This window comes from Devosia enhydra (assembly GCF_900119845.1).
GTDB lineage: Bacteria > Pseudomonadota > Alphaproteobacteria > Rhizobiales > Devosiaceae > FPKU01.
The window spans coordinates 345,959-362,042 of the sequence record NZ_FPKU01000001.1 but is presented as its reverse complement, the minus strand read 5'-3'; the positions used below and the strand labels follow the sequence as shown (position 1 = coordinate 362,042).

Sequence of the window (16,084 nt, the reverse complement as noted above, 5' to 3'; positions counted from 1 at the left end):
GCCATATTCTCGTCCAGCATATGCCGGAACGATAGGTCCATGAACGTCAGAACCGTATGCCTTGCCATTCTCTATGATGGCGAGGCCACAGGATATGAAATCCGCAAGCTCTCGGTGGAAGGCGAATATGCCTATTTCATCGACGCGAGTTTCGGCTCGATCTATCCGGCGCTCGCCAAGCTCGAAGGCGAAGGGCTGGTGACGAGCCGCGTGGAATTGCAGGAGGGCAAGCCCTCCAAGAAGGTCTACGCCATCACCGAGGAGGGTCGGCGCAGCTTCATCGCCGCTCTCTTCGAGACGCTGGGCGAAGACGATTTCCGCAGCGAATTCCTGCTTTTCGCGCGCTTTGCCTCCGAGCTTCCGGCCGCGCTGGTGGAGCAGCGGCTCGACGAGCGGCTCAAGCAGATCGACGGGCAGATCAAGGAACTCGACCGGCTCTGCGCCAAGCGGAGCCATCCGGGAGATGCATGGGTGATCGCCTATGGGCGCACCTGCATGGCTTCGGCCCGGGAGTATATAGCAGCCCACAGGGGCGAACTGGTTGCGCTCGCGCGGCAGGATGACCGCGACAGCAAGGCAGCCGAGTAAGGGACAGCGACGGATGCGTGCACTCTATTCCTATGGTTTGGCAGGGTTGATCGTGCTGGGGCTGGCGCTCTGGCTCGGCACGGGCGCCCTCGTGATCGGCGGGAACGGGCCCGGCAACGGCACGCGTCCCGTGGTGGCGCTTTTCGAGGAAAATGGCGGGCCGGTGACGGACGCCCTCAATGCCTCGGGGCTTGCAGCCGAGCACCATGACGAGAGCGGCATCGACCCGCACCTGACCATCGCCGAGCGCATCGCGCAGGCCGGCGGCGGCGAAACCACGGCCCGCTCGGTGCGGGTCGAGACCTTCACCGTGCAGCCCATGGCCATCGAAGTGCCGCTGCGCGGCCGCACCAAGGCGAAGGCCTCGGTCAATGTCATGCCCGAGACGCAGGGCATCGTGCAGGCGGTGCATGTGCAGAAGGGCCAGCGCGTTGCCGCCGGCGACCTGATCTGCACGCTCGACCAGGGCACCCGCGCCGCGGCCGTCGCCCAGGCCGAAGCCACCGTGGCGCAGGCCCAGTCGGCGCTCGATTCCAATGCCGAGCTGCGCAACAAGGGCCTCGCGCCCGCCAATAGCGGCTTCCCGCTCGAGGCCAACCTCAAGGCCGCGCAGGCCGGGCTCGAAAACGCCCGCGCCGAACTGGCCCGCACCGAGGTGCGCACAAAGGTGGCGGGCGTAGTGCAGGATCCGCTCGCGACCATCGGCCAGTTCATGGCCGGCCAGACCCCCTGCGCCACCGTCGTCGAACTCGACCCGATGCTGTTCATAGGCTCCGTGCCCGAGGTGCGGATGGGGCTGGCCCGGCTGGGGCTCGAGGCCAAGGTGACGACGGTGACCGGCCAGACCGCCGAAGGCCAGGTGACGTTCCTGGCGTCGGTCGCCGACTCCGCTACCCGCTCCTTCCCGGTCGAGATCGAGCTGCCCAATGCCGATGGTCGCATTCTCGACGGGCTCACCGCCCAGGCGATCGTCAATCTGGGCACGGCGCCGGCGCATCTGCTGCCGCAATCGACCCTCACCCTCGACGATCAGGGCGTTCTGGGCGTGCGCGCCGTGGATGCCGACAAGCGGGTGGCGTTTTATCCCGTCACCATCATGCGCGACACCCGCGAAGGCATCTGGGTGACCGGCCTGCCGCCGCGCGTCGACGTCATCACCGTGGGCCAGGATTTCGTCAGCGCCGGCCAGCTGGTGAACCCAACCAATGTCTCCGAGGGGGCAGCTGCGCCCGCCGCTGAAGGTCAGCCGACATGATGAACCTGCTCGAACGCATCCTGCGCATGCCGCGGGTGGTGCTGACGGTGATGGCCCTGCTGCTCATCGCCGGGTTCGGCGCCTACCAGACGCTGCCCAAGGAGAGCTTCCCGGCCATCGATATTCCGGTGTTCTACATCTCGGTCTCCCAGCAGGGCGTGTCCCCGCGCGACGCCGAGCGGCTTCTCGCCAAGCCGATCGAAGACCGCGTCAAGGATATCGACGGGCTCGAGACCTATACCTCGACGGCCACCACCGGCCATGCCTCGATCACGCTCGAATTCAACGCCAATGCCGACAACGACAAGGCGCTGGCCGACATTCGCGCAAAGCTCGATGGCGTGACCTCGGAACTGCCGGCCGACGCGCAGGAGCCGACGATTACCGAGGTGTCGTTCTCGGACACGCCCTCGATCTCGGTCGCCGTCTATGGCGAGGTGCCCGAACGCACCCTCGTGCGTCATGCGGAGGCGTTGCAGGACGCGCTCGAAGCCATTCCCGGCGCGCAGAGCGTCTCGATCTCGGGCTCGCGCGAGGAAATCCTCGCCGTCACCATCGATACCAATCGTCTCGAGACCTATAATCTCACCGCCAGCCAGCTGTTCGACGCCGTGTCGCGCAACAACATGGTCGTGGCCGGCGGCAGCCTCGATACCGGACAGGGCACGTTCAACGTTGAAGTGCCCGGCCTCATCATGACGGCCGAGGACGTCTACAACCTGCCGCTCAAGACCGATGGCGACACCGTCGTCACCTTCGGGGACGTGGCCACCATCACCCGCACCTTCAAGGATGCGACCGAATATGCCCATGTGAACGGCCAGCAGGCCATCACGCTCGGCGTGGTCAAGAAGATCGGCGGCAACGTCATCGACCTGTCCGACCAGGTGCGTTCGGTGACCACCGAATTCGCCAAGGACTGGCCGGCCGGTCTGCACTACTCGTTCCTCATCGACCAGGCCGAGACCACCAAGCATCTCTATCGCTCGCTCGAGGCGGCGGTGTTCACCGCCATCGCGCTGGTGATGATCACCTGCGTCGCGACGCTCGGCCTGCGTGCCGCCATCATGATCGGCACCTCGATCCCGATCTCGTTCATGATCGCCTTCCTCGTCGTGCAGATGCTGGGCATGACCATCAACATGATGATCATGTTCGGGCTGGTGCTGGCGGTGGGCGTGCTTGTCGACGACCCCATCGTGGTGGTCGAATACGCCGAGCGAAAGCTGCAGGAGGGCGTTTCCAAACGGGATGCCTTCATCCTCGCGGCACGCAAGATGTTCGTGCCGGTGGTCTCGGCCACCGCCACGACGCTGGGCGCCTTCATCCCGCTGCTCTTCTGGCCGGGCATCATCGGCAAGTTCATGAGCTATCTGCCGATCATCGTGATCGTCGTGATGGTCGCTTCGCTGGTTTCGGCCCTGATCTTCATGCCGGTGATCGGCGCGATCATCGCTTCGAGCCATGTCGACCAGAAGGAGAAGGAAGCCGCCGACGTCGTCATGTATGCCGACAAGTTCGACGTGAAGAAGGTCCGTGGGCTGACCGGCGTCTATGTGCGGGGCCTGCAGCACCTGCTGCGGCACCCCGTCATCACGCTCGGCATCGGCTTCACGCTTGTTGGGCTGTCGTTCTTTGCCTATGTGCAGAACCCGACGGGCGTCGAGGCCTTCCCGGCGTCGGAGCCTGAATTCGGCACGATCAATGTCGTGGCGCGCGGCAACTACTCGGCTACAGAGGTCCGCGACCTGCTCGTCGAGGTCGAGAACGAGGTGCTGCAGGTTGAGGGCGTGCAGGACGTGATCATGACCTTCGGAGGCGGCACCGGCATGATGGCCGGCGGCTCGCCGCCCGACACGATCGGCCAGTTCCAGCTCCAGCTCATCAACTACAACGAGCGCCTGCCGGCAGAGGAGATCTTCCAGGATATCCGCAACCGGGTCGCCGATATCTCGGGCCTTCAGGTTCAGATCGCGGCGCAGGAAAACGGCCCGCCGGCCGGCAAGGCGATCAACCTGCGCGTCGAGGGCACGGTCTATGACGACCTGGCTCCGGCTGTGGCGCAGCTGCGCACCTATATCGAAAACGACCTGGGCGGCGCCATCGACGTCGAGGACGGGCGCCCCTCCCCCGGCATCGACTGGCAGGTGACGATCGACCGCGCCGAAGCGGCCAAATACGGCATCGGCGTGCGCGAGCTCAGCCCCTATATCCAGCTCGTCACTGACGGCGTGAAGCTCGGCAGCTACCGGCCGGACGATGCGACGGACGAATTGGATATCCGCGTCCGCCTGCCGGCCGATGAGAGGACTTTCGACAACCTCGATTCCCTGCGCATCGCCACGAGTGCCGGCCTGATCCCGGTTTCGAACTTCATCGAGCGCCAGGCCGTGCTCAAGGTGGCCAACATCACCCGGCGCAACGGCCTCTATTCGATGAATGTCGCGGCCAATCTCGAACCCGGCGTCGCCAGCGACGAGAAGATCGCCCAGATCCAGGAATGGCAGCAGACCCAGACCTGGCCTTCAAGCGTCAACATCGCCTATGGCGGTGCCACCGAGCAGATCGAGGAGACAAACGCCTTCATCATCCAGGCGCTGGCCGCGGCGATGTTCATCATCTTCCTGGTGCTGCTGCTCGAATATAACAGCTTCTACCAGGTGCTGGTGACCCTCACGACGGTGGTGATGTCGATCGCTGGCGTGCTCCTGGGCATGCTGGTGACGGGCATGAGCTTCTCGGCCATCATGACCGGGCTCGGCATCGTTGCGCTCGCGGGCATCGTGGTGAAGAACGGCATCGTGCTCATCGATACCTACAACCATTATCACCGCGACGAAGGCGTCGAGGCGCAGAAGGCGATGCTGATCACCGCCAGCCAGCGCATCCGACCGGTGCTGCTGACCGCCACCGTGACGGCGCTCGGCGTCATCCCGATGTGGGCCAATGTGGAGTTCGACTTCATCCGCCGCGAAATCGTGGTGGGCGGCATCGCCGGCCAGTGGTTCATCCACCTCTCGGCGGCGCTGGTCTCGGGCCTGTTCGTCTCGACGCTGCTGACCCTCGTGATGGTGCCGGTGATGATCACGGCGCCCTCGGTGCTCTGGGCCAGCATCTCGCGCATCTTCGACCGGCTGTTCGGCCGCTCGCGCGAGGCGGTGACCCCCGAAGGCGTGACCGTGACGATCCCCGAGGGCACCGACAGCGCACGCCGCTACATCACCGCGGACGGCACGGGGCTCGTCGAAACCGAAAAGAACGGCGTCACCGTCATCTCCCGCCAGGCCGCCGAATAGCAGCCTGCAGCGCGCACAAGCACAAAGGCCCGGGGAGCGATCCCCGGGCCTTTCTCTTGTCGACATCATCGACGAGGCCTATCTTGGTGGGATCGACAGGAGGCGAAATGGCAACTCTCAGCGCAGCAGAGGCAAAGGCTCGCTTCTCCGACCTGCTCGACGCCGCCCGTTCCGAGCCCGTCTACATCGAGGAAGATGGACGCTCCGTGGCCGTCGTGGTTTCCGCGCAGGAGTTCGAGGCGTTGAAGGCCGCCGCTCGCTCCGGCATCAGCCCCGGCGTCAGGGAAGCACTTCAAGAGAGCTTAAGCGCGAACGCTGCCGTCTACCGAGCGCTCGCCAAATAGGGTGTTTACCGGTGAAGTGGATGCCTGTTCACCGCAGGAAACGCGACAAGACAATGACCGGGAGCTTTGCGCCGTTTCAAGGAAACGGCGAAAGGCGCTAGGGTGGGCGAACGGGTCTATCTGACGCTGCGCGACCTGCTCTTCATTCACGGCGAGCAGATCAAGTTGTTTGGCGGCGCCGACGGCATCCGGGACATCGACCTTCTGCTGTCCGCTCTCCAGCGTCCCCAGTCAGGCTATCACGTGGACCTCATCGATGAGGCAGCGGTTCTTTGGGAGAGCCTGACGATGAACCACGGCTTCGTGGACGGCAACAAACGCGTCGGGCTTGCCGCCGCCGACGTCTTTCTGAGGCTTAACGGCCACAAGATCCACGCCGACAACGCGACGCTTCTCGCCTTCATCACCGATCACCTCGAGGCCGGACGCTTTCGAAAGCCGGCGCTGGAGGAATTCCTGCGCCGGCATGCCGTGCCGCGTTGAAGGTGATCGAGCCGCTGTCAGCGGAGCCAGCCGCTGGGGCGGGGCTGGAGGTCCATGAGCCCGCCCTTTGTGGCCTCGTCGATGGCGCGGATCTCGTCGTCCGAGAGCGAGAGGTTGGAAAGGGCGCCGAGGCAATCCTTGAGCTGGTCGAGCGTGCGCACCCCGATCAGGGCCGACGTCATCTCCTTGCGCCGCAGCACCCAGGCCAGTGCGAGCTGCACCATCGACTGGCCGCGCGCCTCGGCGATGTCGCCCAGCTTGTCGACGGCGTCGAGGACGCGGGGTTCGAGATGGCTCGGGCGCAGCGACCCGGCGCTGTTCTCGGCCCTCGTGCCGGACTTGCCGCCGCGATTGTACTTGCCGCTGAGCACCCCCTGCGCCAGCGGCGAAAATCCGATCATGCCGATGCCGAGCTCGCCGCAGGCATCGATGGTGCCATCCGTCTCGATCCAGCGGTTGAGCACCGAATAGCTCGGCTGGTGGATGAGGCAGGGTACGCCCATTTCGGCAAGGATACGGTGGGCCTCGCGCGTTTCCTGCTGGGGATAGCTCGAAATGCCGACATAGAGCGCCTTGCCCGAGCGCACGGCATGGGCGAGCGCGCCCATGGTCTCCTCGAGCGGGGTCTCGGGATCGAAGCGGTGGGAATAGAAGATGTCGACATAGTCGAGACCGAGCCGGGACAGCGACTGGTCGAGGCTGGCGAGCAGGTATTTGCGCGACCCGAACTCGCCATAGGGACCCGGCCACATGCGGTAGCCGGCCTTGGTGGAGACGATGAGCTCGTCGCGATAGGGCTTGAAGTCACGCGCCAGCGCCTGCCCGAACAGCTCTTCGGACGACCCTGCCGGGGGGCCATAATTGTTGGCGAGGTCGAAATGGGTGATGCCGGCGTCGAACGCCGTGGTGAAGATTTCGCGCGCGCCAGGATAGTCGCGATTGCCCCCGAAATTCTGCCAGAGCCCGAGGCTCAGCGCCGGCAGCTTGAGGCCGGACCGCCCCGTGCGGCGATAGAGCATGGAATCATAGCGGGTCGGGCTTGCGGCATAGGTCATGGATCAGCTTCCGGAACGGTTGAGGGACCGGAGCCGGCCTCAGGCGGCCTGCCCGGTCAGAAACTCTAAGGCCTTTGGCGCGCCATCACGGGCGCTCGTCCAGACAACCCAATACTTGCCCGATGCGTCGGGCGCCAGCACTTCGGCGATCCGCCCGGTTTCGCGCGCGGTCACGCGGGCGATGGCCTGGGCTTCGACGGCAGCCTGCTGGATGGTTTCGAACGGCCCTGTGGCCCGACCTTCGAAGTCGACCCACCACCGATCCATGCTGTTGATCACGATGTGGAGTGCGCGCGCCATGGCTCTTGCAGGGAACTCCGCGGCTCTCTTGCCGGACGTCAAGCCTTTTAGCTTGATTCTGCACAGGCCGCATCACCTTCGCAAGCCGATCGGCCCGCAGACGAAAAGTGATCCGCCGGGCCCTCCCCTCCGTTGAGGAAACAGTTGCATACGGAGTGCAGAATGCAGACGCTTGGCGTGAGACAAGCCGGAGCAGGTCGCATGACCGCAGCTGAGACTGCCATAGACCCCGCGGACCTTCTATCCCGCGTGGCCACGCAAAGAGATCGCAAGGCGCTTGCTGCGCTTTTCGATCTCTTCGGTCCCAAGCTGAAGTCAATGCTGCTCAAACTGGGGGCCGATTCGGCCTCGGCTGAAGACCTGGTGCAGGAGACATTCGTTTCGGTCTGGCGAAAAGCTCATCTGTATTCGCCGGTACGGGGCGCGCCCAGCACCTGGATCTTCACCATCGCCCGAAACCTGCGCATCGACATGCTGCGGCGCCAGTCGTCCAAGCCTTATGTCGACTACGAGACCGTCGACCTGCCCAGCGACGCCCCGATCGGATCGGCCACGGCCGAGCAGAACCAGATCGTCGCGCGGGTGGCCAAGGCACTCGACCTGCTGCCCGAGGAGCAGCGCGAGGTCGTCCGCCTGAGCTTTGTTCAGGAGATGCCGCATTCCGAAATCGCCCAGCGGGTCGGTATTCCGCTGGGCACCGTCAAATCCCGGCTGCGCCTTGCCTATGATCGGCTGCGCCCCCTTCTGGAGGACCTGCATTGACTGTCGCCTTCCACCCCGACATCGCGACGCTGATGGCTTTCAGCGCCGGTACGTTGGATGAGCCCTTCGCGGTGGTCGTATCCACGCATCTGGCGATGTGCGAAGCCTGCCGGCATAATCTCAAGCGCACCGATCTCATCGGTGGCGCGCTTCTGCATGCCGAACCGACTGCGGAGCTGAGCCCCGGCTCGCTCGACCGGCTTCTTGGCGCCATCGACGATGAGGACACGATCGCGATCGACGCGCCCGCCGATCTGCCCACCGACGTACCCGCCCCTCTGGCGCCCTATCTGCCGGGCGGCCTTGGCAGCGTGAAGTGGCGGTTTGCCGGACCCGGCGTCGCGACCGCCGATCTGCCCTCGCCCGGCAATTCGGCCTCGCGCCTGTTGCTGCTCAAGGTTGCCGGCGGCCGCAAGGTGCCCGAGCACAGCCATGGCGGGCAGGAGCTGACGCTGATCCTTCAGGGCGCCTATCGCGATCGCTTCGGCGTGTTCGCGGCTGGTGACATCGCCGACCATGACGAGGACGTGGAGCACCAGCCCATCGCCGAGCCCGGCCAGGACTGTATCTGCCTCGTTGCCGTCGACGCAAAGCTGAGCTTCCGCTCGCGGCTGATCCGCACGCTGCAGCCGCTCTTCAATCTCTGAGTGCGCACAGCGATGGCCCAGCCCCCGGGCATAGTCTGGATCATCGGCGGCGGCTCCGGCATCGGAGCCGCCGTCGCCCGTCTCATGGCTGAGCGGGGCTGGACGGTGATCATCTCGGGCCGTCGGCAGGACAGGCTTGCCGATGTGGCGAGCGACAATGCCCGCATCCATACCCTTGCGCTCGATGTGACCAATGCCGGCGCGGTTTCGGTGGCCGTACAGCGGATTGCGGCGCGGCATGGGCGCATCGACCTCGTGCTTTTCGGCGCCGCCGCATGGGAGCCGATGCCCGTGGGCGATTATGGGCTCGAGAAGTTCTCGACCATCGTCGACACCAACTTCATGGGATTCGTGCGGGTGGCAAATGCCGCGATCGCGCAGTTCCGTCGCCAGGGTGGTGGGCAGCTGGCGGCTATCGCCTCGGTTGCCGGGTATTTCGGCCTGCCTCGCGCGGCGGCCTATTCATCGACCAAGGCCGCGATGATCAACCTGCTCGAAACGATGCGCACCGAGCTTGCCCCCGAGCGCATCGTTGTGCGGATGATCGCGCCGGGCTTTGTCAAATCGGAAGCCACCGCCCGCAACGACTTCTCGATGCCGTTCCTGATGGAAACCGACGACGCGGCGCGACGGATCGTCGATGGGCTGACCGGGTCGGAACGCTTCGAGATCGCCTTTCCGCTCCGCATGGTGTGGCTGATGAAGGCGATCCGCCTCCTGCCCTATCCGATGTTCTTTGCGGCCATGACGCGGCTCATCCGCAAGGTATGAGCCAGCCGCGCGCCGCCGCGATCAGGCCGGTCGGCGATATTGATAGATGCCGACATCGATCGACCCCTCGGTGAAGCCGGCTTCGCAATAGCTGAGATAATAGACCCATTTGCGACGGAAATAGTCGTCGTAGCCGAGCTTGGCGATCTCGTCCCAGCGATCGAGGAAGCGCTCGCGCCAGAGCTTCAAGGTGCGGGCGTAGGAGTGGCGGAAGGTCTCGACCGCCTCGAGCACGAGCCCCACGCGCTCGGCCTGCTCACGCATCGCCGTCTTGGTCAGCAGCATGCCGCCCGGAAAGATGTAGCGCTGGATGAAGTCGGGGCCCGACCTGTAGCCGGGAAAATCGGCTTCGTTGATGGTGATGGCCTGGATGGCGGCGGTGCCGCCCGGCTTCAGCCGATCATGCACGGCCTCGAAATAGGTGGGCCAGTGATCCTCGCCCACCGCCTCGATCATCTCGATGGAGCAGACATGGTCGAAGCTGCCCTGGGTGTCGCGATAATCCTCGAAGACCAGCCGCGCGAACTGGTCGAGCCCCTGCCGTTCGAGGCGTTCCAGACCGTAGCGCAGCTGCTCGCGCGAGAGCGTGATGCCGCGCAGCGACGCCTGGTAGTCGCGCGCGACCGTCTCGGCGAAGCCGCCCCAGCCGCAGCCGATCTCGAGCACGGTGTGCCCCGGAGCGATGCCGGCCATATCGGCGACGCGATGATATTTCTGCCGCTGGGCTTCTTCCAGCGACTGGTCCTCGGCCGTGAAGACGGCGGAGGAATAGGTCATCGAGGGATCGAGCCACTGCCCGTAGAAGTCGTTGCCGAGATCGTAATGCTCGGAAATATTGCGGCGCGAGCCCTCGCGCGTGTTGGCGCGGGCCAAGTGATAGGCGATGTCCTGGGCGGCACGGCGGAAAAGGCCGCGGCCGGAAACGCTCAGGATATCGCGGTTCTGCAGGAAGAAACGGAAGATGGCCGTCAGATCGTCGATCTCGATGTCGCCATCGAGATAGGCTGCGGCAAAGCCCACCGTGCCGCGCCGCATCGCCTCGCTCAGAACCCGGAAATTGCGCAGCCGCAGCACGGCATGCTCGCCGGTCGCGGGGTTGCCCAGCGTCCGACTCCGGCCGTTGGGGAGCACGATGGTGACGGCGCCGCGCCGGGGCTGCCCGATCATGCGCGGGCCGATCCATTCGGCAATCCGCGAGGCGAAGGCGTTGAACAGCGCGTTACCAGCGTCGGCGCGGTCGACCGCAGTCTTTGTCATAGCGTTTGTTCCGGCACTACTCTTTGGCGGTCCCGGGTGACCTGTGGGCATGGCGCAGCGCCAAGGTCGTCGGCACGCCTTTGAGCCAGAGCCTGAGTGCCTCCCAGTGAATGCCGGCCATTACTTTAGCCGTCATAAGGGGATATTCAAGCGCGAGCTTGAAGAGCGCGGGGCTCGTCAACGGCCGATGCTGCCCCCGGAAATAGGCGTTGACCAGCCCGCCCTCCTCGGTCGAGAGCACGATGCCCAGGAACACCTCGGCGCCGGGCGGACGGACGGTAAAGCGATAGCAGCCCTCCAGCGTGTTGAAGGGCGACACATAGAAGGCCTTTGGTGCCGTGTGGCGCAGGAGGCCCTCGGCATCGGCCTGAACCGGCGCGGCGTAAAAGTGATGCTCGTCGAAGGTGTTGCGAACTTCGTGCAGCAGCATCACGACGTGATCGGCGCTGTCATAGAGGTAATAGAGGGTGAGCGGATTGAACGCGTAGCCCAGCATGCGCGGATAGGCCAGCATCTCAACCCGGGCGATGGGCACCGCGATACCGGCCTCGCGCGCCTTGCTGCGCGCAAACGCTGCGAGCGAAGTGCCGTCCCGCGGGCCGAAATCGGCGGGGTGGATGGAGACGAGACCGAAGCGGCCACGGCGCAGCGGAAAGGGAAGCGCCTCGCCAGCCTCGAACCGATCGAGATCGATGAGCAGCGAGAACACCCTGTAGCGCAGGCTGTGCCGGCGCGGGCGGGCACGGCGATGCACCACCTCGCCCACATAGAGGCTGGCGGGAAAGGCTCCTCGCAGCGAAGGCGTCGTGGCTACTGCGCCGCCCACATCGGACCTTCCTCGGGCCAGCAATGGGCGATGCGCGCCCGCTGCCCCGGCCGCGACCAGGGGCGAATGTCGGGGCCCAGCCGCTCGGCGACTTCGAGGCCCGACTGCAAGCCATCCTCATGAAAGCCATAGCCCATCCAGGCCCCGGCAAACCAGGTGCGCCGCCGGCCCTGCAACCGCCCCATCTGCTGCTGCGCGCGGATGGCGCTGGCGTCAAACAGGGGATGCTCGTAGTCGATTTCGGCGAGCACGGTGCCGGGAGCGAAATCGCTGCCTGGATTGAGGGTTACGAAAAGATCCGTGCGCGTCTTGAGCGGCTGGAGCAGGTTCATCCAATAGGTGAGGCTGAGATCGGGCTCCTGTGCGGGCCCGCTGCGCAGGTAGTTCCATGACGTCCAGAGGCGCTTGCGGCGCGGCATGAAGCGCCGGTCGGTGTGGAGCACGGCGCGATTGACCGTGCGGCCGAAGGCGCCGAGAACTGATTGCTCCTCGGTATCTGCATCGCCGAGAAGGCTGAGCGCCGTGCCAGGAGCGCAGGCCATGACGAGCTGGTCGAACCGCTCGCGGCGACCATCGGCAAAATGCAGCTCGACACCGTTATCCCTACGGGTCACGGCCCGGATACCGGCATCGGTGACCGTCGCAAACGGCCGGTCTGCCAGGAGCTTGTCGAGATAGCTGCGGGCCCCGCCGATGACGGTGCGCCAGGCCGGGCGGTTGGCAACCTTAAGCAGCCCGTGATTGGCAAAGAAGCGGATGAAGGTTCTGGCCGGAAAATCCAGCATGGCGCGCGCCGGGGTCGACCAGATCGCAGCCGATACCGGCAGGATGTGATCTTCGATGAAGGCGCGCGAGTAGCCGTTGTCGGCCAGGTATTTGCCGATGCTGATCTCGTCGCTCACCGTATCGAGCCCGCGCTCGGCCTCGCGGAAAAAGCGCAGGATATCGGACACGAGCCGCCAGTGTTCGATGCGGATGATGTTGCTGCGCTGGCCGAAGAGACCGTTGAGGTGGCGGCCCGAATATTCCATCGCACCCTGGTCGAGGGAGACGGAAAAGCTCATGTCGGAGGCGGCAGTCTTGACCTCGAGATGGGCAAAGAGCGCCGTCAGATTGGGGTAGTTGCGCTCGTTGTAGACGATGAAGCCGGTATCGACCGCGACCGGGCCGTCGGGAGTGTCAGCCGTGACGGTATTGATGTGGCCCCCGAGACGCTGGGCCTTTTCATAGACGGTAACGGCGTTGCCGCCGGCCAGGAGCCAGGCCGTCGAGAGCCCGGACACTCCGCAACCGATGACCGCTATACGACGCGCCATAAACTGCACCTCGGCGAAATCCAAGTGTTTTCAACGGGTATAGAGACGACACGGATCACCGTGAAGTTTCAGGGCACGGCAGCATCGATGGCGCGAAATTGCACGGATTCGCGCCCCTGGTAATGGTCGAGCGCCAAGGTGCCGGCCAGATGCAGCGGGGCCTCGCCCGAACCGAGCAGCGCACGCCCCAGATCGGTATCGGCGGCGCGAAAGGCAATGGCCTTGACCCGGCCGCCATCGCCCGATGAGAGCGTGAACCGGACATGGCCCCCCTGCCCGACGATTTCGGGAAAGCGGACGGTGTGGGCAGGGAAGGCAAAAACCGGTTGTGGATTGCCAGCACCGAACGGGCCTGCCCGCTCGATCTCGCCGCAAAGCGCGGTCGTTGCACCGCGGGCGGTCAGCGCCGCGTCGATCCTTAGGGCGGAGGCGGCGCGCGCGGTGCCGACGGATGCGGCGAGCGCTTCGGTCAGGTGGGCGCGGAATGGGCCGATCTGCCCCGGCCGGACGGTCGCGCCAGCCGCCATGGCATGGCCGCCGCCTTTGGCGATAATGCCGGCCTCAACCGCAGCGATGACGGCGCGCCCGAGATCGACGCCCGACATCGATCGCCCCGACCCGGTGCCCCCGCCATCGGGCCCGAGCGCGAAGGCGAAGGTGGGGCGCTCGAACCGCTCGCGCAGCCTTGCGGCGACGAGACCGACAATGCCGGGATGCCAGTTGGCCGAAGCGAGCACGAGGACCGGTGGACCCTCGCCGATACCGATCTCGATCTCGGCAGCGCGGATGGCCTCTTCGAGCGCCTCGCGCTCGATACGCTGGCGCTCCTGGTTGAGCTCCTCGAGGCGGGCGGCAATCGCCAGCACTTCATGCTCGTCATGCAGGGAGAGGAGCCGCGAGCCCAGCGCCGCATCGCCGATACGGCCGCCGGCATTGATGCGCGGACCGATGAGGAAGCCCAGATGATAGGGGTTGAGCGGGCCGTTGATGCGGGCGGCGAGCGCCAGCGCCGCAATGCCGCGATTGCCCCCGCGCCGCGCCGCATCGAGCCCGCGGAGCACGAAAGCGCGATTAAGCGTCTTGAGTGGCACCACATCGCACACCGTGGCAAGAGCCACGAGATCGGTGAGGCCCATCAGGTCGGGAAGGCCGCTGTCGCCCCGCTCGCGCAGCATGCGGCTCGTTGCCACCAGCACCATGAAGACGACGCCCGTGGCGCAAAGATGCCCCAGCCCGGAAATGTCGTCGGGGCGGTTGGGATTGACGAGCGCGGTGGCCGGCGGCAGCTCATGATCGGAGAGGTGGTGATCGATGACGAGCACGTCCACCCCCCGCCCCCGCGCATGGGCGATCGGCCCATCGCTGACCGTGCCGCAATCGAGGGTGAGGATGAGGGTCGCGCCCTGCTCGATCAACTGATCCATGGCTGCGACATTGGGGCCGTAGCCCTCGAAAATGCGGTCCGGAATGTAGATCACCGGCTCGAGTCCGAAATGCCTCAGATAGCGCGCCATCAGCGCGCAGGCGCAGGCGCCGTCGACATCGTAATCACCAAACAGCGCGACCCGCTCATTGTCGGTTATGGCCCTGACGACCCGCTCGGCCAGCCGATCCATGTCGGTGAGGCTCGAGGGATCGGGCATGAGATCGCGAATGGTAGGGGTGAGGAAGCTCGCGGCCTCGTCCGGCCCAATGCCGCGACCCGCAACGATGCGCCCGAGGATTTCAGAAATCTCCTGCTGCTGGGCGATGGCGCCGGCATGGCGCGCCGCTTCCGCATCGAGCCGGTCGACCCAGGCCTTGCCGGTGACCGAGCGGGCGACATCGAGGAAGTGGCGGTGGGGAGCGGACATGAAGCCTATGGAAAAATTCAGGATGCGGCGGAAAGACGTCTACCGTTCTGGCGCCGGTGCCCCCATATATCGGCAGACCTTTGAAGGGGGGACCCCGTATATGTTCACTTCCGGCAAGTTCCGGCTCTTTTCGCTCTTTGCCAGCCTGCTGGTGGTATTCTCGATGGTGACCATCGATACGGCCGAGGCGCGTCGCATGGGCGGCGGCCTTGGTGGTTTCGGTAATCGCGGCGTGCGCACGACCGAAAGCGTGCCGGCGACCCGCACCTCGCCGACGACGACGGCGCCGGTGCAGCGCACCACCGCCGAACCCTCGACGTCCAATCGCGCCGCCAGCGCCACCCCGGCCGCCGGCCAGCGCGCGCCCGGCCTCTTCAGTGGCGGGCTGATGCGCGGGCTCTTCATCGGCGGGCTTTTCGGCCTGCTGATGGGCGCGGGCTTCGGCGGGATCGGCGGGCTTTTGTCGCTGCTGTTCCAGGTGGTGCTGATCGGCGGCCTCGTCTGGCTGGCGCTGGCCTTTTTCGGCCGCCGCAAGCTGGCGGCAGCGGGCGGACCCAAGCCCGCCCAGGGCTTCAAGTTCGAGGCGCCGCGCGCGCCGAACGCTGGCGCCACGGGCTTTGGCGGCAAGCCGTTCAGCGGCTTCGGCCTTGGTGGAGGCAGCGCCGCCAGCCGGCCGTCGACGAGCGTCTATGAAGTCAGCGACGCCGACCTGGCGCTGTTCGAAGGCCGGCTCTCGGCGGTGCAGGATGCGTTTTCGCATGCCGACCGGCAGCGCCTCGCCGCCCTGACGACGCCGGAAGTGCTCGGCTTTCTCAGCGAAGAACTCGAGGAAAACGCCGCCAATGGCGTGCGCAACGAGGTCTATGACGTCAAGCTGCTCGATGGCAGCGTGGCCGAGGCCTGGACCGAGGGCAATGTCGACTACGCGACCGTGGCGCTGCGCTACGAATCGCGCGACGTGATGCGGAACGTAGCGAGCGGCGCGATCGTCTCGGGATCCGAAGAGCTGAGCGCCACCACCGAGATCTGGACCTTCCGCCGCGAGCGCGGCGGCGAGTGGCTGCTCTCGGCGGTGCAAGAGCCGTAATCGGGCTTTAGCGCGAATGATCGAGCCGGGCTTCGAAAGAGGCCCGGCTTTTTGTTTGGGGGGCGCCGCCCCCATGGTTCGAGACGCGGCTAGCGCCGCTCCTCACCATGAGGGCTCTGTGTTTTGGCGCCTGGATGCCTTGGCCCCTGCGTCCCCTCTCCCTGCCGGGGAGACGGACAAGGTGAGGGGCCCGCGATCTCGCCTGTGGCAAGGCCCCCTCACCCGGCGCTACGCGCCGACCTCT

The 16,084-nt window shown here is 65.7% G+C and carries 15 protein-coding genes; 9 read left to right on the top strand and 6 right to left on the bottom strand.

Annotated features, from left to right (window positions below; all coding sequences use genetic code 11):
• Positions 1-39 precede the first annotated feature (39 nt).
• The 5 genes from BT183_RS01810 to BT183_RS01790 all read left to right on the top strand — a co-directional run bounded on the left by BT183_RS01810 (position 40) and on the right by BT183_RS01790 (position 5,966).
• On the top strand, positions 40-588 hold the full coding sequence (locus tag BT183_RS01810; RefSeq protein WP_072338701.1) for a PadR family transcriptional regulator: 549 nt from the start codon (positions 40-42) through the stop codon (positions 586-588).
• A 13-nt stretch (positions 589-601) separates the two neighbouring features.
• A complete protein-coding gene (locus BT183_RS01805) occupies positions 602-1,843 on the top strand; it encodes an efflux RND transporter periplasmic adaptor subunit (RefSeq protein ID WP_177282352.1) in 1,242 nt (413 codons plus the stop codon).
• Positions 1,840-5,139: an efflux RND transporter permease subunit gene (locus BT183_RS01800; RefSeq protein ID WP_084603184.1), complete on the top strand. Its 3,300-nt coding sequence runs from the start codon at positions 1,840-1,842 to the stop codon at positions 5,137-5,139. Before BT183_RS01805 ends, BT183_RS01800 begins: the two co-directional genes overlap by 4 nt.
• A 107-nt stretch (positions 5,140-5,246) precedes the next feature.
• Positions 5,247-5,483 (top strand): type II toxin-antitoxin system Phd/YefM family antitoxin, encoded by a 237-nt coding sequence (locus tag BT183_RS01795; protein ID WP_072338698.1) that lies wholly within the window; start codon positions 5,247-5,249, stop codon positions 5,481-5,483.
• A 66-nt stretch (positions 5,484-5,549) separates the two neighbouring features.
• Entirely contained in the window at positions 5,550-5,966 is a 417-nt protein-coding gene (locus BT183_RS01790; protein ID WP_244545233.1) for a type II toxin-antitoxin system death-on-curing family toxin, read from the top strand.
• Positions 5,967-5,983: 17 nt separating this feature from the next.
• On the opposite strand, the gene BT183_RS01785 is transcribed toward BT183_RS01790, so the two are convergent.
• Positions 5,984-7,021, bottom strand: a complete 1,038-nt coding sequence (locus BT183_RS01785; RefSeq protein WP_072338696.1) for an aldo/keto reductase — start codon at positions 7,019-7,021, stop codon at positions 5,984-5,986.
• A 39-nt stretch (positions 7,022-7,060) separates the two neighbouring features.
• Entirely contained in the window at positions 7,061-7,321 is a 261-nt protein-coding gene (locus BT183_RS01780; protein ID WP_072338695.1) for a hypothetical protein, read from the bottom strand.
• A gap of 201 nt (positions 7,322-7,522) precedes the next feature.
• Between BT183_RS01780 and BT183_RS01775 the strand changes: the two genes are divergently transcribed.
• From BT183_RS01775 to BT183_RS01765, 3 genes are read left to right on the top strand one after another with little or no spacing between them, the layout of a single operon-like run.
• Entirely contained in the window at positions 7,523-8,083 is a 561-nt protein-coding gene (locus tag BT183_RS01775; RefSeq protein ID WP_072338694.1) for a sigma-70 family RNA polymerase sigma factor, read from the top strand.
• Positions 8,080-8,730, top strand: coding sequence for a ChrR family anti-sigma-E factor (locus BT183_RS01770; protein WP_072338693.1), 651 nt, complete (start codon positions 8,080-8,082; stop codon positions 8,728-8,730). Before BT183_RS01775 ends, BT183_RS01770 begins: the two co-directional genes overlap by 4 nt.
• A 12-nt stretch (positions 8,731-8,742) precedes the next feature.
• Positions 8,743-9,501, top strand: a complete 759-nt coding sequence (locus BT183_RS01765) for an SDR family NAD(P)-dependent oxidoreductase (RefSeq protein ID WP_072338692.1) — start codon at positions 8,743-8,745, stop codon at positions 9,499-9,501.
• A 21-nt stretch (positions 9,502-9,522) separates the two neighbouring features.
• Here the strand turns inward: BT183_RS01765 and BT183_RS01760 are convergent, their stop codons facing one another.
• The 4 genes from BT183_RS01760 to recJ all read right to left on the bottom strand — a co-directional run bounded on the left by BT183_RS01760 (position 9,523) and on the right by recJ (position 14,753).
• The gene (locus tag BT183_RS01760; protein WP_084603182.1) at positions 9,523-10,758 is read right to left on the bottom strand and encodes an SAM-dependent methyltransferase; all 1,236 of its coding nucleotides are present in this window, start codon (positions 10,756-10,758) and stop codon (positions 9,523-9,525) included.
• A 16-nt stretch (positions 10,759-10,774) separates the two neighbouring features.
• Positions 10,775-11,584 carry a DUF1365 domain-containing protein gene (locus BT183_RS01755; protein WP_177282350.1) on the bottom strand — a complete coding sequence of 270 codons (810 nt, stop codon included), beginning with the start codon at positions 11,582-11,584 and terminating at the stop codon, positions 10,775-10,777.
• Positions 11,569-12,900 carry an NAD(P)/FAD-dependent oxidoreductase gene (locus BT183_RS01750; protein ID WP_072341347.1) on the bottom strand — a complete coding sequence of 444 codons (1,332 nt, stop codon included), beginning with the start codon at positions 12,898-12,900 and terminating at the stop codon, positions 11,569-11,571. The genes BT183_RS01755 and BT183_RS01750 overlap by 16 nt, the downstream gene beginning before the upstream one ends.
• Before the next feature lie 68 nt (positions 12,901-12,968).
• The gene (gene recJ / locus BT183_RS01745; protein ID WP_072338691.1) at positions 12,969-14,753 is read right to left on the bottom strand and encodes a single-stranded-DNA-specific exonuclease RecJ; all 1,785 of its coding nucleotides are present in this window, start codon (positions 14,751-14,753) and stop codon (positions 12,969-12,971) included.
• A gap of 100 nt (positions 14,754-14,853) precedes the next feature.
• Here recJ and BT183_RS01740 point away from each other — a divergent pair, with 100 nt between their 5' ends.
• Entirely contained in the window at positions 14,854-15,840 is a 987-nt protein-coding gene (locus BT183_RS01740) for a Tim44 domain-containing protein (protein WP_072338690.1), read from the top strand.
• Positions 15,841-16,084 lie beyond the last annotated feature (244 nt).